This window comes from Nocardia sp. NPDC127526, assembly GCF_042672265.1.
In the GTDB taxonomy this organism is placed as follows: Bacteria; Actinomycetota; Actinomycetes; order Mycobacteriales; family Mycobacteriaceae; genus Nocardia.
In genome coordinates, this window is record NZ_JBHXVO010000022.1 from 85,572 (window position 1) to 105,757 (window position 20,186).

16 protein-coding genes are annotated in these 20,186 nt (G+C 68.5%); 8 read left to right on the top strand and 8 right to left on the bottom strand.

What is annotated here, in order from left to right; translation table 11 throughout:
• Positions 1-3: 3 nt before the first annotated feature.
• Positions 4-1,221 (bottom strand): FG-GAP repeat domain-containing protein, encoded by a 1,218-nt coding sequence (locus ACFVIV_RS28450; protein WP_379201470.1) that lies wholly within the window; start codon positions 1,219-1,221, stop codon positions 4-6.
• A gap of 9 nt (positions 1,222-1,230) precedes the next feature.
• Entirely contained in the window at positions 1,231-2,958 is a 1,728-nt protein-coding gene (locus tag ACFVIV_RS28455) for a hypothetical protein (protein ID WP_379201471.1), read from the bottom strand.
• A gap of 195 nt (positions 2,959-3,153) precedes the next feature.
• On the opposite strand from ACFVIV_RS28455, the gene ACFVIV_RS28460 reads away from it, so the two are divergent.
• Positions 3,154-4,500, top strand: coding sequence for an FG-GAP repeat domain-containing protein (locus tag ACFVIV_RS28460; protein ID WP_379201473.1), 1,347 nt, complete (start codon positions 3,154-3,156; stop codon positions 4,498-4,500).
• 37 nt (positions 4,501-4,537) lie between these two features.
• Here ACFVIV_RS28460 and ACFVIV_RS28465 read toward each other — a convergent pair whose 3' ends face one another.
• Entirely contained in the window at positions 4,538-6,016 is a 1,479-nt protein-coding gene (locus ACFVIV_RS28465; protein WP_379201475.1) for a flavin-containing monooxygenase, read from the bottom strand.
• Positions 6,017-6,028: 12 nt separating this feature from the next.
• On the bottom strand, positions 6,029-7,669 hold the full coding sequence (locus ACFVIV_RS28470) for a GMC oxidoreductase (RefSeq protein ID WP_379201477.1): 1,641 nt from the start codon (positions 7,667-7,669) through the stop codon (positions 6,029-6,031).
• 141 nt (positions 7,670-7,810) lie between these two features.
• Between ACFVIV_RS28470 and ACFVIV_RS28475 the strand changes: the two genes are divergently transcribed.
• From ACFVIV_RS28475 to ACFVIV_RS28485, 3 genes are all read left to right on the top strand, one after another.
• Complete coding sequence (locus ACFVIV_RS28475) at positions 7,811-8,278, top strand: lipocalin-like domain-containing protein (RefSeq protein WP_379201479.1); 468 nt, start codon at positions 7,811-7,813, stop codon at positions 8,276-8,278.
• Between the two features lie 2 nt (positions 8,279-8,280).
• A complete protein-coding gene (locus tag ACFVIV_RS28480) occupies positions 8,281-9,675 on the top strand; it encodes a D-arabinono-1,4-lactone oxidase (RefSeq protein WP_379201481.1) in 1,395 nt (464 codons plus the stop codon).
• A 96-nt stretch (positions 9,676-9,771) separates the two neighbouring features.
• Positions 9,772-10,392, top strand: a complete 621-nt coding sequence (locus ACFVIV_RS28485; RefSeq protein ID WP_379201483.1) for a phosphoribosylanthranilate isomerase — start codon at positions 9,772-9,774, stop codon at positions 10,390-10,392.
• On the opposite strand, the gene ACFVIV_RS28490 is transcribed toward ACFVIV_RS28485, so the two are convergent.
• Complete coding sequence (locus tag ACFVIV_RS28490) at positions 10,343-10,981, bottom strand: class I SAM-dependent methyltransferase (RefSeq protein ID WP_379201485.1); 639 nt, start codon at positions 10,979-10,981, stop codon at positions 10,343-10,345. The genes ACFVIV_RS28485 and ACFVIV_RS28490 overlap by 50 nt on opposite strands.
• Positions 10,982-11,170: 189 nt before the next feature.
• Here ACFVIV_RS28490 and ACFVIV_RS28495 point away from each other — a divergent pair, with 189 nt between their 5' ends.
• Positions 11,171-13,396, top strand: a complete 2,226-nt coding sequence (locus tag ACFVIV_RS28495) for a hypothetical protein (RefSeq protein WP_379201554.1) — start codon at positions 11,171-11,173, stop codon at positions 13,394-13,396.
• Here ACFVIV_RS28495 and ACFVIV_RS28500 read toward each other — a convergent pair.
• The 3 genes from ACFVIV_RS28500 to ACFVIV_RS28510 all read right to left on the bottom strand — a co-directional run bounded on the left by ACFVIV_RS28500 (position 13,309) and on the right by ACFVIV_RS28510 (position 16,876).
• Positions 13,309-14,562, bottom strand: coding sequence for a glycosyltransferase 87 family protein (locus ACFVIV_RS28500; RefSeq protein ID WP_379201487.1), 1,254 nt, complete (start codon positions 14,560-14,562; stop codon positions 13,309-13,311). The genes ACFVIV_RS28495 and ACFVIV_RS28500 overlap by 88 nt on opposite strands.
• 74 nt (positions 14,563-14,636) lie before the next feature.
• Positions 14,637-15,308 carry a response regulator gene (locus ACFVIV_RS28505; RefSeq protein WP_379201489.1) on the bottom strand — a complete coding sequence of 224 codons (672 nt, stop codon included), beginning with the start codon at positions 15,306-15,308 and terminating at the stop codon, positions 14,637-14,639.
• The gene (locus ACFVIV_RS28510) at positions 15,305-16,876 is read right to left on the bottom strand and encodes an ATP-binding protein (protein WP_379201491.1); all 1,572 of its coding nucleotides are present in this window, start codon (positions 16,874-16,876) and stop codon (positions 15,305-15,307) included. Before ACFVIV_RS28510 ends, ACFVIV_RS28505 begins: the two co-directional genes overlap by 4 nt.
• Before the next feature lie 179 nt (positions 16,877-17,055).
• Here ACFVIV_RS28510 and ACFVIV_RS28515 point away from each other — a divergent pair, with 179 nt between their 5' ends.
• From ACFVIV_RS28515 to ACFVIV_RS28525, 3 genes are read left to right on the top strand one after another with little or no spacing between them, the layout of a single operon-like run.
• Positions 17,056-18,036: a Bug family tripartite tricarboxylate transporter substrate binding protein gene (locus tag ACFVIV_RS28515; protein ID WP_379201493.1), complete on the top strand. Its 981-nt coding sequence runs from the start codon at positions 17,056-17,058 to the stop codon at positions 18,034-18,036.
• A complete protein-coding gene (locus ACFVIV_RS28520) occupies positions 18,033-18,614 on the top strand; it encodes a tripartite tricarboxylate transporter TctB family protein (protein WP_379201495.1) in 582 nt (193 codons plus the stop codon). Before ACFVIV_RS28515 ends, ACFVIV_RS28520 begins: the two co-directional genes overlap by 4 nt.
• Before the next feature lies 1 nt (position 18,615).
• Positions 18,616-20,124 carry a tripartite tricarboxylate transporter permease gene (locus ACFVIV_RS28525; RefSeq protein WP_379201497.1) on the top strand — a complete coding sequence of 503 codons (1,509 nt, stop codon included), beginning with the start codon at positions 18,616-18,618 and terminating at the stop codon, positions 20,122-20,124.
• The last annotated feature ends 62 nt before the right edge of the window (positions 20,125-20,186 follow it).

The following is a 20,186-nucleotide window of genomic DNA, read 5'->3' on the forward strand; positions in this document are numbered from 1 at the left end:
GGCTCAGCCTCTCTGCGCGGAACGGTTGACGAGCACGGCGACGTCCTCGGACAGGCTGCTCATGGTGATCAGATCCGGGTACCCGTCATTGGTCAGATCGGCCGTGACCGCCGCCTGCGGACCCAACCCGATGGTGTGCTGCTCGGCGTAGGCGAAGCCGCGCCGCCCGTCGCCGGTGAAAATCACTGCGGTGGAGGGGATGTACTGCATGGCCGCGATATCGTTGACGCCGTCGCCGTCGAATTCGCCGACCGCCACCGCGCACGGTGCGAGCGCCGGGCCGACAAGGTGGGGCGGGGAGAAGTTCCCGCGCCCGTCGCCGTAGTGGATGCCCGCGCTGAAGCCGGCGATATTCGCCGTCACGAAATCCAGATTCCCGTCGGAGTCCACATCGGCGAGCTTGAGGTCCTCGCTCGGCAGCGCGACGAGATTCCATCGGGGAGCGAGGAATCCGCCCCGCCGGTCATTGACCATGATCCAGACGCCGGAGGTGGCCAGATCGTGGAAGGCCAGGTCCGGGTAGCCGTCATTGTCGACATCACCGGACAGTGCGCTGCCCTTGGACAGTCCGACGCCGAACCACTGCGGTGCGCCGAAATGCCCGCGGCCGTCGCCACGCATCACGGCCGCCCCGCCGGGCACCGGGACAATGCTGTTGAAGGCCAGGTCGACCGCACCGTCCTGATCGAAATCGGCCAGCGTCACACCGAAGGGAATGCCGCCGGTGCGGGAGGTGACATTCGGATTGAAGTCGGTCGAGTAGGTGCGGTCGACATGGAAGACACCGCTGCCGTCATTGATCAGCACGGCCAGGCTCAGGAAGTCCCCAACCACCAGGTCCGGGCTGCCATTGCCGTCGATATCGGCCGCGGCCACCGCGTTCGCGCCGATCTCGGTGTTCACGAACTGATTCCGCCGCAGCCGCCCGGTGCCGTCGCCGAACAGCACGCCGACGCCGTCGACAATGCCGGTGGCCGCCACATCGGTGAAGCCGTCACCGTTGAAGTCCGCGGTCGCCATGGTCTGCGATCCCACGCCGGGACCGAGACCGCCCACGTTGTACTGCACGGATTCATGGAAGATGGGATTCGGCCCGCCCGAGCCCGAGGCCGATCCGGAGGACAGCGGCTCGGCGGCCGCCGTCACCGCGCCGCCCAGGGTCAGGGTGAGGGCCGCGCTCGCGGCGCACAGGCGCCGCACGCGAGTCTTGGTGGAGTGCACAGTCTTTCCTCAGTCTTGGCGGGTGCAGTCGTACCAGCCGGGGCTGCTGGTGAGGTTCTGCAGGAAGATCTGCGGCCGCACGATCTGCCCGAGGGTGGCGCGGTCCGGAATGGTCACGCAGTAGCTGGGCCCGTCATGTCCCTGCGGCGCGTATTCCGTTGCGACAGCGCGCGACAGTCCGTCCCGGGGTTGACTCAAGGCGTCGCAGGCGGCCTGATCGGCATCCGCGCGGCCGTAGCAGTTGAACCAGCTCATCGTGTAATGCACCGACAGCGCTGGGGATTTCGGGTTGTGCGGCACGCCCAGCCAGTTGATGGAATCGCCGTGGCTGCCGCTCTCGTAGGGGATGAGCATCATCGGGTTGGTGCTGCGCGGATTGCGGCGCTCCATGTCGTAGAGATCCTTGGTGCCGATCGGGCCGTCGGTGGCCTGGAACAGCGGATTCGGGAAGTCGACGAGGCCGTATTCGCTCAGGCCCGGGATATCGAGATCCGCGGTCTGCCACTGCACCGCCGCCGAGGCCGCGTGCTGGGTGAATCCGGACATGAGCGAGGCCGCGGCGACCCGGGGCAGCGGGCGGCCGTCGTATCCGTGGCCCTTGTCCTGATAGTTCAGGTAGGAGGACATGCCGACCGAGCCGACCGATTGACCCCACAGGTTGATGTGCTCGAGGTCGAGCAGGTCCAGATACGGATTGCGCGGGTTCTGCCCCACCGGCTCGTACGCCGGATTGATCCGCACCAACCGCGGGTTCTGCAGGCGCACAAGGTTTCCGATCTCATTGTTCAGATCGCTGATGGCCATGATGTCGTCCCCGGCCACCCAGCGCGTCACATCCTGCGCGTCCAGGCAGGACCCGGGCGCGAAACAGGCCTCCACCTGAAGCAGGGGCGTGATCAGATCCAGGGCGTTGCCGTCGCTGGCGGGCTGACCGGCCTGGGCGAAGCTGTAGCTGATGAATCCGTTGCGCGCCGCGCCCTGGGCGTACATCGCCACATCGTTCTGCGATTCCGAGGCGCCCGGGAATCCGATTGTCACCGGGTATTTCTCGGTTCCGGGATTATCGGGGTCGACGCCCGCCGGGAAAAACACCTTGCCCGCCAGCATGATGCCGCGCGCATTCACCATCTGGATCTTCTTGACCGTGCCCAGCTTGAATGCCGCGCCGGAATCGCCCGGGGCGCAGGAACCGTCGGTGGTCTCGTACCAGATGCTGCCGTCCGGATTGTTGCACGGCAGCCGGAACTTGGCCGTTTCGAAGGCCGGATCGTCATAGGTGTCGTCCCGCATGGCGTCGTCGATATCCGCGACGCCGAATACCCCGTTGTTGTTCCAGTCCGGTGTGTAGCCGGGATGCGGCGGGAAGCCGATGCCGAACGGCGCCACATGGGTGAGCGCGTCCCAGAGCTGCTGCGCGGCCGCCAGCGCGCCCACCGCGCCATCGGGCGTATGCCAGGTCTCCGGCTTGCTCAAGTTGGCGAACGGCTCGGCGAGCCGGCCGAGATTGGTGAGAATGCCCGCCTTGACGAGGTATTCGAACTGCCCCGGGGTGAGCAGGTCGGTGACCGTACCGCTGAAGATCTCGGCGACCTGCGCGAACACATAGGTCGGATCCGGGGGTTGCGGAGCGGGATAGGGATCCGCGTGTGCGGGGCTCAACCCGGAAGCCGCCACCGACAGCGATAAGGCCGCACCGATGGTGAACAAAGCGCGAGTAAGACGACGTGGGCGAGGCACCCGACCCTCCTCTGAGCGAATCAGCATTCGAGTTAGACGGTATGGGCCGGAATGTGATGGAGGTCATGGCAGGAATCGCCAGAGCATTGATTTACCGCGCCACCCGGACCCGGCCGGAAAATGGCCTGGCCGGTCAAACGCGCGACCGCGGGAGACAATGACTCGCGATCGGCCCGGGTCATAGTGTGCGGCGATATGAGGTCACAAGTCTTGGTCTGCGCCGCGGTCGTCGCCGGTGCGGCGGTCGCCGGCGGGCAGGCGGTCGCCGCACCGCCGACCGGTTCGAGTGGGGGTGCGGGGACGCAATTCTCGGCACCGTACTACTTCGATACCGGTACCGCGCCGTGGGTGACGCGCGCCGGGGACGTCAATCGCGACGGCAAACCGGACATCGTCACGGCCAATGCCGGCTCCGCCACCATCAACGGCGCCACCCATCTGGGCCTGAAGGGCGTCTCGGTATTGCTGAACACCACCGGAACCGGCGCTGCCGCACCGTCTTTCACCGCACCGCGGCAGTTCGTCGCGGGTGTGGGCACGCTGTCGGTGGAGCTGGCCGATATGGACGGCGACGGCGCGCCCGAGATCATCGCGTCCAATTTCTTCGACACCGGGGCGAATGGCGTGTCCATCCTGCGCAATCTCACGCCCGAGGGGTCGGCGACGGCCGAATTCGCCGATCCGATCAATCTGCCCACGGGGGCGTTCCCGTCGCTGGTGCGCACCATCGATATCAATGCCGACGGCCGGCTCGATCTGGTGACCGGTGATGCCGGTATTCCGTTCGGCCTCGGAATCACGGTGCTGCTCAATGCCTCTCAGCCCGGCGGGCCGCTCACCTTCACCGCGCCGACGCAATTCCTGGGCGGCAGTGTGGCCGAGGGCCTGGCCGTCGGCGATATCAACAATGACGGGCTCGAGGATGTCCTCGTCTCCAACACCACCACCAGCAATGTGGCGGTCCTGGTCAACACCACCGCCCCCGGCTCGCTGATCCCCACCTTCAACATCACCGAGGAATGGGTGGTCACCAGCACCGACGCCCAGCTGGCCGACCTCGACGGGGACGGCCGACTGGACATGATCATCGCCCGCACCGCGGGCGGGTTCACCGTTCGCCTCAACCGCACCGCGCCCGGCGCGCCCACCGCCGAGTTCGGCGAGGACGTCGTCGGTGACCTCATCGGCGAGGTGACCCGGGCCCAGGGGACCCTGGGCGTGGTGACCGAGGGCCTCGCGGTGGCCGACTTCGACGGCGACGGTTCCCCGGATATCGCCGCCAACAACGACTTTCCGATTCCGGGCTACAGCATCAGCGTCTTCACCAACCACACCCCGCCCGGCGCCCGCACCGCGGTCCTGTCCGGCCCGGACGGGTACAACGGGTCCGCGCTGATCATCGGGACCAACTCCATCACCGCCGCCGACTTCAATGCCGACGGCAAACCCGATCTGGCCACCGGCAATGTGCCCAGTCTCGCCGTCGATGACGACGTCCTCGTGCACGGCGGCATCTCCGTCCTGATGAACACCCGGCCGTGAGAGCGATCGGCCTGCGCGCCGCGCGGGCCGATCCGGCTCAGGCGTAGTCGTAGTCGCCGATCGGGAAGCGGCCGCGTTTGAGCATCGCGCCATTGGCGCCGAAGCGGACCAGTGACGGCTCATTGTGCGGGTCGAGGTAGTAGGTGTTCGAGGTCAGGCAGGTGGGGTTGATCATGATGCTGTCGCCGGTCAGTTCCGTCATCCGGGCCAGATAGCGGGAGTTGGCTTCCTCGGTGACCTCGAAGACCTGTGCGCCATGGGTTTTCAGCTGATCGAACAGTCTCCGCAGATGCCCCATCTGTTCTTCGATGGTGTAGAAGTAGGACAGGATATTGAACGAGTACGGGTTGGCCAGGCCCAGGAAGTTCGGGAAGTAGGGCACGGTGAGGCCTTCGTAGGCCTGGAAGCGGTTCTCCCGCCACCACTTTCCCAGATCGCGGCCCTCGCGGCCGATGATCTCGAAGGCCGGGAAGTTGGTCTCCCACAGGCTGAATCCGGTGGCCAGCACCAGCGTGTCGATGCGGATCCTGCCGCCGTCGGCGGTGACGATGCCGTCGGGTTCGATGCGCGCGATCGGACTGGTCTGCAGGCGCACGTTCGGGCGATCGAACATGGCGTAGTAGTGGTTGGAGAAGGTGGGCCGCTTGCAGCCGAATTCGTAATGGGGCGTGAGCTTGTCGCGTATTTCCGGATCGCTGACCTGCATGCGCAGGTGGGCGCGGCCGATGGCGGCGGCGGTCTTGTTGAGGAAGCGGAACCGCCGGTAACGCAGCTGCCCGGCGACCAGCAACTCCAGCATGACCGTATTCGCCGTGCGCATCGCGCGCTGCGCCGCGGGCGCTTTCGCGAATACGGTCCGCACCGGCCGCGGGATCGGCGCGTCGATCTTGGGCACCACCCAGATCGGGGTGCGCTGGTACACGGTCAGCTCGGCGGCGGAGCGGGCCAGCTCGGGCGCGAGCTGCACCGAGGTGGCGCCGGTGCCGATCACGCCGATGCGCCGGCCCGCCGGATCATAGGAGCCATCCCAGTTCGCGGTGTGGATCACCGTGCCCGCGAAGGTATCCAGGCCCTCGATCTCCGGATCGCGCGGCTGTGACAGGTACCCGGTCGCGGCGATCAGATAGCGCGCCGTGATCGGATCGCCCTGCGCGGGCGTGACGACCCAGCACCGCTGCCCGGCATCCCAGCGGGCGCTCCGCACCGAGACCCCGAAGCGCATATGGCGGCGCAGATCGTATCTGGCGGCAATGTGATCGGCGTAGCGCTTCAGTTCCGCGCCCGGCGCGAAGATCCGCGACCAGTTCGGATTCGGTTCGAAGGAAAAGGAATACGACACCGAGGCGATATCCACGGCGAGACCCGGGTACCGGTTCACATGCCAGGTGCCGCCCAGGTCCTGCTCCCGGTCCAGGATGAGGATGTCGTCGATGCCCTGCCGGCGCAACTGGATCGCCGCGCCCATCCCGCCGAACCCGGCGCCGACGATGACGACCTCGTAATGCGGTGTGCTCATGGGTATTCCCTTTCAGGCCGAGGCCGTGGGGCCGAAGCGAATCGGCGGCGCGAGCTCGGCATGCGGGGCGGGCTCGACGAAGCCCATGGCGCGCTCGGCCAGGGCCGCGATGGTCAGGCTGGGGTTGACGCCGACATTGGCCGGCAGTGCCGCGCCATCGGTGACCAGCAGGTTCCGATAGCCGAAGACCCGGTGGCGGTCATCGATGACGCCGTGGTCCGGGTCGCCGCCGATGGCCGCGCCGCCGAGTATGTGCACGGTGCTCGGAATCGAGAAGACCGCTTCGGGCACAGCCGCTTTCACCACGCCGCCGGTGCGCCGGGCGATCCAGTTCGCGGCCCGGTATCCGGCCTCGACATAGGCCGGGATCGGGTGGATCGGGTCCTGCCGGGTGGTGAGCACCGGATAGCCGCCGGGCAGCCGGAACCGCACCCGCAACGCCATCGAGTTCTCGTACGCCTGCATGGTGGTCAGCACCATCGATCGTGCCGCCGAGCCCCGGATGCGGTTGGCGCGGGCGAATCGCACCGGGTTCCGGAGCGCCTCGGACAGGAAGTACAGCGGCCGGGTCCAGCGGCCGCCCCGGGTCACCGCCGGTGTGGTCAGCAGGGACAGGGCATCGCCGGCGGCGCCGTAGGTGGCCGGCTGGATATGGGTGTCCGCATCCGGGGCGAAGTCCGACATCACCGTCACACCGTGGGTGAACTCGCGGCGCTCGTCCGGTGTGCGCACCACCAGCACCGTCTCGCTATTGGTGCGCACCAGCTCGCCGACCCGGTCGGACAAGGCCGGCAATGATCCATTGCCCTTGCAGCGCAGCAACAGCCGGACGGTGCCGAGCGCACCCGCGGCCAGCACGACGCCGCGCGCGGTCACCGTCCGGCGCTCCCGGCGGAACCAGCGCCCGGTGCGCTCGGTCGTCACCGCGTAGCCGTCGCCACCGGATGGATCGGAGTCCAGCGGGCGGACGTCGATCACCGTGCGCTCCGGCAGCACGACCGCGCCGCGCCGTTCGGCGAACCACAGATAGTTCTTGTCGAGGGTGTTCTTCGCGTCGTATCGGCACCCGATCACGCACGCACCGCAGCGGGTGCACCCGGTGCGATCGGGGCCTTCGCCGGCGAAGTAGGGATCGGGCACCGTCTTGCCCGGCTCGCCCAGGAAGACCGCGACCTTGCTGCGAGCGTGCCTGTCCGCCAGCCCGTTCGCGGCCGCGTACTCGCGCAGCAGCAGCCCGGCCGGACTGTCGGCGTCGTAGGTCGTCACGCCCAGCATGCGTTCGGCGGTCCGGTAATGCGGGTCCAGCTCGCTCGCCCAGTCGGCCAGCCGCGCCCACTGCGGATGGTGCAGGAATCCCGGTTGCGCACGGTAGAGCGCATTGCCGTAGACCAGCGAGCCGCCGCCCACGCCCGCACCGGTGGCGATCAGCACGTCCTTGAACAGCGTGGTCCGGACGATGCCCCGCAAACCGAGTCGCGGCGCGAAGAGATAGCGGCGCACATCCCCGGCCCCCGTGGCGTAGTCCTCGGGCCCGAACCGGTAGCCCGCCTCCACGACGGCGACCCGATAACCCTTCTCGGCCAGTCGCAGTGCGCTCACGCTGCCGCCGAATCCGGAGCCGACGACGATCCAGTCGTAGTCGAACTGTGTCACAAACCCATTCCTTCTCTCGGATTCAGCCTCGCAGAGCGATCGCGGGCCGAGATTGGCCGATGCCGACAGCCCGTTGATCCGATCGGCCAGCCTCGGCGGCGCGCCTACCGGCGGAACCGCCGCGCCGATTCACTGGCGAGGGTGAATGCTCATCGGCCCGCGGAATTCGTCGGCACCTGGAAGTTGCTGTCCCTGCGCCAGGAACGCGCCGATGGATCGGTCACCGAACCGATGGGCGACGATCCGCTCGGCTACCTCACCTACACCGGATCCGGGCACGTGCACTGCATCCTCGGGCCGGCGGGGCGTCCCGGACTGGGCGCGCAACCGGACGAATTCGCCGCCCGCGACGGGCTCGCGCGGATCCTGTTCACCCTGCCGAAACTGCCGAATCTGCTGCGTCTGGGCGTCTCCACGGTGCGGACCGTGGTGTACGCCGGAACCTGGGAGGTCCGGGGCGGCAGCGTCATCCACCATGCCGAGATCGCGGGGCTGCCGGACTGGGACGGCACCGATATCGTGCGCGACTACGAGATCGACGAAGGCGCCCTGCGTCTCATCGCGCGGTTCCCGGGCAACCGCGTCGTCGTGGACTGGCGGCGGGTGTAGCGGTGCCGGTGCTACGCAGCTGGGGCTCGCGCACCAGCCTGACCCAGCCGGATACGCCGATCCTGCGACCGGCCACCCAGGACGAGTTGATCGCCGCGGTGCGGTCGGGACGGTACCGGCGACTGCGGCCCCTCGGCTCGGGCCACAGCTTCAACGAGATCGCCGCGGCCGGGGCGGAGGCCGCCGCCGTCCTGCTGGACCGGTTGAATCGGGTGCTCGCGGTGCGGCGCTACGACATTCACCGGCCGCGGCCGCCGCTGCCCGCGACCGTGGGCACGGTCACCGTCGAGGCGGGCATCACCATCGACGCGCTGCTGCGGGACCTGCAGGCCCGCGATCTCACCCTGGTCAATGTGGGCGCCATCCGGGAACAGACCATCGCGGGCGCCATCAGCACCGCGACGCACGGCGCGAGCATCCATACCGGCTCGCTCAGCGCGCTGGTGGTGTCGCTGAAACTGCTGTGCGCCGACGGCACCGTCACCACGGTCACCCGCGACGACCCCGGGCAGGCGGACCTGTTCCGTTGCGCCCGAGTCGGATTGGGCGCGCTCGGCATCGTGCTCGAGGTGGAGCTCGAAGTGGTCCGGGCGTTCACCCTGCGCCCGGTCAAGCGAATGCTGCCGGTCGAGCGGTTCCTGACCGAGGGCGAGGACATCGCCCGAGCCCACCCGTACGCCCGCTTCTACTACTTCCCCTACACCGATCTCGTCGAATGCGTCACCGCCATACCCGTCGACGAACCCCCTGCGCCCCACAGCCTTTCGAGCGCGACCCGACGCCGGCTACGAGGCAGCGTAATCGACCGCCATCTGGCCGGGGCCGTGTTCACCGCGGCATCCGCCGTACGCCCACGCTCATCGATCCCCGCGGCCATCCGCTTCGCCGCGGCCACCCGCACCACCGGAACCGGCGAACCCGACACCGCATGGCGCTGCCTGAGCCTGCCCGACCTGCCACCGCGCCACATCGAAATGGAATGGTCGGTGCCACTGCCGGATTGGCGCGCCGCCGTCACCGCCCTGCACACCACCATCGGCGCCGCCCCGACCCCCTCCTTCCTCGCGGGCTTCGTAGTGTCCCTGCGCTTCGTAGGCAGCGACGGCGATATCGCCCTGAGCCCCAACCACCACCGCGAGACCCTGACCATCGACATCATGCAATTCCACACCCTCGACCACCGCCCGTACTTCGCCGCGACCACCCACGCCATCCGGTCCGCCAGCGACACCGCCCGCCCCCACTGGGGCAAGTTCTTCACCCTGTCCCGCCCCGACCTCGCCCCCCTCTATCCCGATTTCGAACTATTCGAACGCGTCCGCGCAGCGCAAGACCCCAACGGCGTCTTCCTCAACCCCTGGCTGTCCCGCGTCCTGGACCTCAGAGGGCATTGTTAACCGCGGCAACAGACGTGTCGGCGATGTTGGGGGTGTCGGCGGTGCGGGCGGACCGGGCGCTGGGGGCGGCGGATGCGTATCGCATAGGGTTCGGGTGTGTTCGTGAAGCTGTGCGGTCTGCGGACCGAGGAGGATGTGGCCACCGCCGTCGCGGCCGGGGCCGACGCCGTCGGGTTCGTTTTCACCGCCAGCCCGCGGCAGATTTCGGTCGAGGCCGTCCGGGACCTGCTCGCCGGGGTGCCGCCGCAGGTGCTGTCGGTCGGCGTGGTGCACGGCATTCCGGCCGCCGAAGCCGGGGAGCTGGCGCGCGCGGCGGGTGTGGACGCACTGCAACTGCATGGTTCCTATCCCCGTGCGGCCTTCGAGGAGCTGGCCGGGCTGCGGTTGCTGCGCGCCACCTCGCTCACCGCCGAGACCGCGGTGGACACCGGTGCGTATGGCGAAGAGTGGCTGTTGCTCGACTCCCCCGTGGCCGGGTCCGGGGATCGCTGGGATCTCGGCGCGCTGACCGCCACTCCACCCACCGGGCAGTGGCTGCTCGCGGGCGGGCTGTCCCCGGCGAATGTCGCCGAGGCGATTGCCGCCGCGCGGCCGTGGGGCGTGGACGTGTCCAGCGGCGTGGAATCCAGCCGCGGCGTCAAGGATCACGACCTGATGCGCGAATTCGTCAGTGCCGCAAGGGCGGCCGGGGCACGGCCATCCGGCCCTGCGCATTGAGCACGTAGAGCTTCTCGCGCCCGCCCGCGATGAGACCGGATTCGCCGACCTGCTCGCGGTAGGCGGTGAACAAGGCGTCCAGGGTGCGCTCGGTGAAGCGGCGCGGTTGCGACCCCTCGCCCGCATCGGTGAGCCGGCTGCCCAGCTTCGCCACCATCCGGTTCCGGCTGTCGGCCAGATTGCGGACCGGTTCGGCGAGGATGACCCGGATGCGGGCGGCGGCCAGCATGCGGTCGATCACCGGCTGCGGATCGGGCAGGAAGTGGTACAGGCTCGCCTGCATGACGACGTAATCGGCGGCGGGCAGCGGGGTTTCGGACCGCAGATTCCACACCTCGCCGCGCGCGCCGGCCGCGGTGAGGCGGGCGACGAAGCGCTCGTTGAGATCGAATCCGGTGTAGGTCACCGCTTTCCGGCGCAGATGCCGGGTGTAGAGGGTGGCGGGGCCACAGCAGAGGTCGAGGACTTCGGCGCCGTCGGGGATGAGGGCCGCGACGGCGCGGAACCTCTCGGTGTAGTGACGGCGGTACAAGCCGCGCATCAAAAGGTTGTAGATCGTTTCGTGCCGATAGATGAAGCTTGTGTTCACGAATGTCCCGTGATCGTGGTCGAGAATGGCTTCGGTACGAAAAACGCTGTACCGCCCGGAGTTTCCGCGGGGCCCGATCACAGCGCACTCTAGTCCGATGCCGAAGGGCGTGCCACCCGGTACGGTTGGGAACTCGTGAAGGACAGTGCGGTGCACGGCTGTGAGCAAGAGACGATTTCCCGGCGGGATGTGTATCGGTGGGGAGCGGTCACCGCGGTCGGCGTGATCCTCGGATATGCCGCGGTGCTGCTCGCCAATGCCCGGCACTTCTTCACCGACGACACCGAATCCCAATACACCGCACTGTGGGTGGACCTGGGCCGGCAGCTGCGCGAGGGCGCCTTTCCGGTGATGGTGCCCGAGCAGTGGATGGCCGGCAACAACACCATGGACGATGCGGGCCTGTTCAATCCGCCGCAGCTGCTCATCGATCTGATCGCGCCGTCGGTGGACAATGTGGCGCTGTACGCCACGGTCGTGAAACTGATCTTCTCGATCATCGCCGCGCTGGGCGTCTACCGGATCTGCCTGGCCTACGGCGGCCGGCCGGCCTGGTCCGCGGCCGCGGGCATCGCGTTGCCGCTCTCGGGCTTCTTCCTGTTCTTCGACGAGGCCAGCTGGATGACCGCGCTCACCGGCACCGCGTGGATGGTGCACGCGTGGGCCTCGTCGGTGCGATACACCCGCGGGACCGGCGGGCCGATTCCGGTCTTCGTCTTTCTGTACCTGACGATTACGACGCAGTACATCTTCCCGGCGGTCGAAGCGATTCTCATGCTGCTGGCGGTGTCGGCGGGCGAGCTGATCCATCAGCGCAAGTGGCAGCCCGTGGCCCGGCTGACGGCCGCGGCGGCCTGCGCCGGGCTCGCCGGACTGCTGACCTTCCTGCCGTCCATGCTCTCGGCCAAGGTGACCTGGCGCGGCGTCTCGAGCATCATCAACGACCAATTCCTCACGGTGCCATGGTCGGAATCGCTCAATGCCAGCCTGCCGAGCGCCCGGCCCGCGTTCACCTCGTGGTGGGGCTATGTGCAGCCCATGCCGGTCACCTATATCGCCTGGTTCCTGATTCCGGCGCTGGCGTTCATCGACTGGCGGCGGGCGCGCGAGGCGTGGCGGGAGCTGAGCGCGGTCGCCATCTTCTCCGTCATCATGCTCATGTGGACCGCCGGACCGGGTTCGATCGGGCCGCTGCGCTGGCCGGTGCGGGTGCTGCCCATGCTGGCCATCGGCCTGCTGGTGCTGGTGTGCGTGCTGCTCGGCCGCTTCGGCACGGCGGCGAATCCGAGGGCGCGGGGTATCGCGGCGGGCGTGCTGATCCTGGCCTTGTGGGCGCGGTCGTTCTCCGCCGATCCGCATGCGGTGATCGGCCACGTGATCGCCGCCCTCGTGCTCGGCGGGCTGGTGGCCGCGGCCATGTGGCTGGGCCGGACCAGGGGTGCGACGGCCGCGGCCGTGCTGGCTGTCGCCGCCCTGTTCCCGATCGCGTACTACCAGGTCGAGGCGGCGCAGCCCACGCCGATGACCTGGAATCTGCCCGCGAAACGCTCCGATGCCAAGGCCGCCTTCCCCGATTTCACCGGCACCACAATCCAGCTCGGTGATCGTGCGCTGTTGCAGCCGGGGGACAAGAGCATCGAGGGCGCGTACGGCTCCCTCGTCTTCGGCAACTACGCCCGGGCGGTCGAGCTCCGCTATGTCAATGGCTACACCCCGAGCGGTCACTACTACTTCGGCGAAATGCTGTGCATGCGCTGGGACGGCAGCGTCTGCCCCGACGCCTACCGACGCATGTTCGCCCCGGAATCCGCGACCGGCCGGCCCCTCGTCGACCTGATGAAGCTCGATCGCGTTGTGCTGCAACGGGCGCTGTTCCCCGACGCCCCGAACCAGCCCGCCCCCACCGGCTGGAAATGGGTCGCCTACCCGGGCCACGAGCGCTACATCGCGGTGCTGGAACGGGTGGACGGGCCGATCTCCGGCACGAACGGCCGCATCTCCGACACCAAGAACGTCACCGCGAGTTCGATCTCCGAAACCGACACCACCAGCCGGGTGCGGGTGACCTCGGCCGAAGGCGGCCGCATCGTCTTCGCACGGCTGGGCTGGCCCGGCTATCGAGTCACCCTGAACGGCAACCCGATTCCGATCACCACGGTCGCCAAATCGCTCGTCGCCGTCCAGATTCCCGCGGGCACGCACGACGCCGAACTCGTGCTGACCTGGCGTCCGCCGGGTTGGAAGATCGGCATCGCCACCGCGGCTGTGGGCCTGATCGGGCTCGGCCTGCTGCAGTGGCTCCACCTCCGGTCACGGCGGCAGCGGAGTCAGACGGCGGTTGACGCCAGAGCGGGTGCGCGGCGGCGCGTGCCGAACACGAACAACGCCACGAGCAGGACGCTGAGCCAGATGTAGGTATTGCCGATGACGTGCTGCCAGGGCGTCCACGAGGCTTCGCGATCGTCGTCGCCGGGCAGCCAGTTCTGCGGGCCGTAGACGAACACCGCGGTGGTGATGGCGGTGGCGAGGTACCAGCCCCACGCCTGCCGCCAGGGCTGCACCGTCGCGTAGCCGAGCATGGCGAGCAGGGCGGGGGCGATCCAGATCCAGTGGTGCGACCACGAGATGGGCGAGACCAGCAGGGTGAAGACGGCATTGATGGCCAGCGCCAGCGGCGGGAAGTCGGTCGCGCGGCGCATGGCGACCACCACCAGGGCCAGCAGCGCGGCGCCGAAGAGCAGCCACAGCACGGTGAACAGCGGCTTGTGGATCTCGAAGCGGGCCAGCACCGCCTGGATGGACTGGTTGGTGTGGAAGGACGATCCGCTCAGGCCCTCCACATTGCCCATGCCGCCGAACCAGTACTTGATCGAGGCCGAGGGCAGCACCAGGAAGCTGAGCGCGGTCGCGGCGGCCCCGGTGATCGCGGCGGTGGCCGCGGCCTTGTAGTCGCGGCGAACCAGGAAGTAGAGCACGAAAGCCGCGGGGGTCAGCTTGACCGCGGCCGCGATTCCGATGAGCATGCCGCGCCGCCACTTGGGCTTCTCGGTCAGGCAGTCGGCCACCACCAGTGCCATCAACAGCAGGTTGACCTGCCCGAAGTCCAGCGTCGAGCGAGCCGGTTCCAGCAGCAGCGCCAGCGGCGTCGCGGAAGCCGTCACCCACAGCGCCAGTCGGCGCCGGTCCTCCCCCGGCCACACCCGGCGGGCGACCAGGTACAGCGACAGCGCCACCGCCGCCACCGAGGTTACGAAGAACGCGACCGTGGCCACATTCCACGGCAGCAGTGCGAACGGCGCCAGCACCAGGGCCGCGAACGGCGGATAGATGAACGGCAGCCCGATTCCGATGGTGGTCTGCGGCAGCTGCCCGTACATGTCGCCGCCGTCGCGCAGCGTCTCGACCCCCAGCCGATACACCTGCAGATCGATGAACCCGCGCGAGATCTCCTCGAACGGCCACAGTGGCGTCATCAAACACAGAGCCGCAAAGCCGGCGGTCAACGCCGGAACCAGCCACATCACCCGCCCGAATCGGCGGTCCAGCGACTTCGGCACAGCAACAGCAGTGGAACAACTCATCCGCGGCGACTATACCGGCCCGCGACCCCGCCCACCGACGCTATGCGGCCCGCCCCTGCCCCGAGCGGGCCGGATCAGGCCCCGGTCCAGCGGTAGCGGCGTTCGGGGCGGCCGGTGCCGCCGTAGCGCAGGCGGACCTCGGCGCGGCCGGTGTCGACGAAGTGTTCCAGGTACCGGCGGGCGCTGGCGCGGGACAGGGCGGCGGCGTCGGCGCACTCCTGGGCGGAGAGGTCGTCGGGGGCGGCGCGCAGGACGCGGGCCACCAGCTCCGAGGTCTGGGCGGTGAGGCCCTTGGGCAGCGCCACCGTGCCGCGGGGGCGGGCGCCGAAGACCTGGTCGATATCGGACTGGTCGGCGCGGTCGAGCGCGCTGAGCTTGGTGTGCAGTTCGGCGAAGTGCCGCAGTTGATCGTGCAGGGCGCTGTAGGTGAAGGGTTTGACGAGGTAGTGCAGGACGCCGCCGCGCACGGCCGCGCGAATGGTGTCCACATGGTCGGCGGCGCTGATGATGATGACGTCGGTGGCCTCGGCGGTCTCGCGAATGCCGCGCAACACGCTCAGGCCGTCGAGGTCGGGCAGATAGATATCGAGCAGGACCAGGTCGGGGCGGAGGTCGGCGATCAGGCGCAGGGCGTCGCGGCCGGTATGGGCCACCCCGGCGACCTCGAAACCCGGTGTCCGGGCGACGTATCCGCTGTGCACCTTGGCGACCATGAAATCGTCGTCGACGACCAGCACCCGGATCATCGGGCGGCCGCGGGTGTCAGCGGGAGGGTGGCGGTGAAGACGGCGCCCTCGGCATTGTGCACCGAGACCGAGCCGCCGCGGCGCACGCAGGCCTGCCGGGTGATGGCCAGGCCCAGGCCGCGCAGGCCGCCCTGTTCGGCGGCCTTGGTGGTGAAACCGTGGCGGAACACCTCTTCGGCGATATCGGGGGCGACGCCGGGTCCCGAATCGCGCACCACGACCCGTACCTCCGCGCCGACCCGGCGTAGGTCGACCTCGATCCAGCCTGCCGGGCCGTGCAGGGCGTCGAGGGCGTTGTCGACCAGATTGCCGAGCACCGTCACCAGATCGGCCGACAGCGCGTCGTCCACCTCGGGTAGCGCGGTGGCGCCGGAAAGCCGCAGTCCCACACCCTGTTCGGCGGCGCGGCTGGCCTTGGCGATGAGCAGCGCCGCGACCGCCGGATCGCCGATCCGGCCGGTCACCTCGGCCTGCCATTGGTCGCGGCCGGCGCTCACCAGTTCGACGTACCGCCGCACCTCGTCGTATTCGCCGAGTTCGATGAGTCCGGCGATGGTGTGCAGCCGATTGCTGAACTCGTGCGCCTGGGCGCGCAGCGTATCGGTGGTATTGCGGTTCTCGGTCAATTGATCTCGCAGTCGCATGAGTTCGGTGCGGTCGCGCAGGGTGATCACCGCGCCGAGGGTGCGCTGATCCCAGCGGATCGGGGTGCGGTTCATGATCAGCACCTTGCCGCGGCGCAGGCCGATCAGATCGGTGCCCTCGGCCCGCCCGGTGAAGACGTCCAGGATCCGCTCGTTGAGGCCGAGCTCGTGCACGCTGCGGCCGACCACGTCGCCGAGGGAGAGCAGCGCCCTGGCCTGATCGTTGACCAGCGTGATCCGCTGCTGCTGATCCAAACCGACCACGCCCTCGTGAATGCCGTGCAGCATGGCCTCGCGATGCTCGACGAGCCCGGCGATCTCGGCCGGTTCCAGCCCGAGCGTCTGCCGCTTCACCCACCAGGCGACCGACAGCGATCCCGCGATGCCCAGCGCGCAGGCCAGGCCCAGCAGGCCGAGCAGGCGCGGGAACGACTCGGTGAGAATCGTCCAGAACGCGGGCAGCTGTTTGCGCGCGGCGACATAGCCGACCAGTTCGTGATCGCCCTGCCCGATGACCGGGACGTGCGCCACCACCGCGCCGCCGATCTCCCCGACCCAGGCTCGCCCGTCGGTCACCGTCGAATCGGCCAGGGCCAGCGGCGCACCGATATCGGCGGGGTGCTGCGAGGTGAGCACGGTGCCGTCGGTGCGGGCGATGGCGACCACATCGGCGCCGGAGGCCACCTGCGCCGCGGTGGCGAAGGGCGCCAGCCGCAGATGCTGTTTCGGATCTTCCAGCAGGATCCGCAGGCTGGGATTGGCGGCCACGTCCTCGGCGATGCCGAGCATGCGCCGGGATTCGGTGGCGCGGAAGGTCTCTCCCACCTGGGCGACCACCACCGCCGCGACCGCCGCGAGCAGGGCCACGACAATCGTCAGCTGCAGGGCCAGCAGCCGTCGTGCCAGCGAGCCCCTCTTGCCCACGTCTCTCATACCTCCCGGCGCCGTCGCCTGCCGCCAGTCTCGCCGTACGCCCGGTATGCCCGGGTCGTTTTCGCCGCGAACACTATGAGCAAAACGAACATTGCTTACGCAAGGCAGACAGACCGAGTGGTCCACCTCACAATTCGAGCCAACTCGATGTTGCGAGATGAGGATCCACAGTGAGAACTTCCAAGTTGCTGACCGGACTGGTCGCAGCCGTGGCGGCCGTCGCGCTGACCGCATGCAACAGCACCGGATCCGGCGCCGGCGACAAACTGACCGGCGTCCGGATCATGGTGCCCAACTCCCCCGGCGGCGGCTACGACATCACCGCCCGCACCTCCGCCAAGGCCATGGAGGACGCCGGGATCGCGCGCTCGGTCGAGGTTTTCAATCTGCCCGGCGCGGGCGGCACCGTCGGCCTGGGCCGACTGGTGGGCGAGAACGGCAATGGCAAGCTCGTCATGCAGATGGGCCTGGGTGTGGTCGGCAGCGTCTACACCAATAAGTCGCCGTCGAAACTCACCGACACCACGCCGATCGCCAAGCTGATCGAAGAGCCCGACATCCTCGTGGTGTCGAAGAATTCCAAGTACACCGATATCAAACAGCTCATCGCGGAGTGGAAGGCGAATCCGGGCGCGGTCCCGGTCGGCGGCGGCTCCTCGCCCGGCGGGCCGGATCATCTGGCGCCCATGCTGGTGGCCAAAGCCATTGGCATCGAGCCGAAGTCGGTGAACTACGTGCCCTTCGACGGCGGCGGCGAACTGCTGGCCTCGGTGCTCGGCAACAAGATCGCCTTCGGCGTGTCGGGGGTCGGTGAATACCTGGACCAGATCCAGGCCGGTGAGCTCCGGGTGCTCGCGGTGACCGGGCCCAAGCGGATCGCCGATGTCGACGCGCCGACGTTGAAAGAGGCCGGCATCGATGTGGAATTCACCAACTGGCGCGGTGTGGTCGCCCCGCCGGGCATCGGCGACGCGGAACGCAAGGCTTTGATCGACGCCTACAGCCGCATGCACGATTCGCAGCAGTGGAAGGACGCGCTCGCCACCAATGGCTGGGACGACGCCTTCGTCATCGGCGAGGATTTCGGGGCGTTCATTCAGAAGCAGACCGATCAGGTCGGCACGGTGCTCACGGAATTGGGGCTGGCATGACGGAGCCCAGCGATCCCGGTTCCGGGATCGACGGGGCCGCACCGACCGCCGGGTCCGCACCGACGAAAGCACCCGCGCCCTCCGCATCGGCGTGGTTGAAGGAGCGGTCCGAACTCGTCGTGGCCGTCCTGCTGGCCGGTGCGGGCGGGCTGGTGCTGTTCGACGCCCTGACCATGTCGACGGACTTCACCCAGCGCGGTCCGGTCGGGCCGAAGGCGGTGCCGGTCCTGGTCGGACTGCTGCTGCTGGTGGTGGCGGTCGCGCTGGCCGTGGACGTGGTGCGCGGCGGCAGCGGCGACGCCGAGGCGGGCGAGGACATCGACCTCGACACGCCTCTGGAATGGCGCACGGTACTGCTGCTGATCGGCGTGTTCGTGGCCAACATCATGCTCATCGACCTGGTCGGTTTTCCGATCTCCGGTCTGCTGCTGTTCTGGGGGGCCGCCTATGCGCTCGGCAGCAGGCATTTCGTGCGCGATCCGCTGGTCGCGGTGACGCTTTCGCTGGTGACCTATGTCGTATTCGTGAACCTGCTCGGCGTGGCGCTGCCGGGCGGTCCACTGGAGGGGGTGTTCTGAGTTGGATGTGCTGGGAGATCTATTGCAGGGGTTCGGCACCGCGCTGACCCCCACCCATCTGCTGCTGGCGGCCGTCGGCGTGCTGCTCGGCACCGCCATCGGGGTGCTGCCCGGCATCGGGCCGGCCATGGCGGTGGCGCTGCTGCTGCCCATCACCTACAGCGTCGAGCCGACCAGCGCGTTCATCATGTTCGCGGGGATCTACTACGGCGGCATGTTCGGCGGCTCGACCACGTCGATCCTGTTGAACACTCCCGGCGAGACGGCCTCGGTGGTCACGGCCATCGAGGGTCATCCCATGGCGCGAAAAGGCCGGGGCGCACAGGCATTGGCCACCGCCGCCATCGGCCACTTCGTCGGCGGCATCTGCGGCACCCTGCTGCTGGTGCTGCTGGCGCCCGCGGTGGCGAAGATCGCCGTGAACATCGGCGCCCCCGACTATTTCGCGATCATGCTGCTGGCCTTCATCGCCGTCACCTCGGTGCTCGGCACTTCCCGGATCCGCGGATTCGCCTCCCTGGGAATCGGTTTGATGATCGGCCTGATCGGTCTCGACCCCATCACCGGTCAGCAGCGCCTCACCTTCGGCTCCCTGCACCTGGCCGACGGCATCGACGTGATCATCGTGGCGGTCGGCCTCTTCGCCGTCGGCGAGGCCCTCTGGGTCGCCGCCCATCTTCGCCGCAACCCCGGCACCGCCATCCCGGTCGGCCGAGCCCTGTTGAGCAGGAACGACTTCCAGCGCTCCTGGAAGCCCTGGCTGCGCGGGCCGCTCATCGGCTTCCCCTTCGGCGCGGTCCCCGCGGGCGGCGCGGAGATCCCGACCTTCCTGTCCTATGCCACCGAACGGCGACTCTCCAAGCACAAGGACGAATTCGGCAAGGGAGCCATCGAGGGCGTCGCCGGGCCCGAGTCCACGGCCAGCGCCTCGGCCGCGGGCACCCTCACCACCATGCTGACCCTCGGCCTGCCCACCACCGCCACCGCGGCGGTCATGCTCGCCGCCTTCCAGCAGTACGGCATCCAGCCGGGACCTCTTCTCTTCCAACGGGAATCGGAGCTGGTCTGGACCCTAATCGCCAGCCTCTTCATCGGCACCACCCTGCTGCTGGCCCTCAACCTCCCCCTCGCTCCCCTGTGGGCGAAACTCCTCCGCATCCCCCGCCCGTACCTGTATGCCGGAATCCTGTTCTTCGCCAGCGTCGGCGCCTATGCCGTCAGCGGCGACGTCACCGACCTGATCCTGCTGCTGGTCATCGGCTTGATCGGATTCCTCATGCGCCGCTATGGCTTTCCGCTCCTGCCCGCCATCATCGGCGCCATCCTCGGCCCGAATGCGGAAGGGCAGCTGCGCCGCGCCCTGCAGATCAGCAACGGCGACCTGTCCGGCCTGATCGACACCTGGTTCTCGATCGCCGTCTACACGGTGATCGCGGTAATCCTGGCCTGGCCACTCCTCGCCCGCCTGGTCCGCAACCGCCGGCCGGAACCGGTCGATTCCCGGCCGTAGAGCATTGACCGAGTCACGCTGTCTCATTATTTTTAGTGGGACAGCTTGTCTCAGGTTGAACA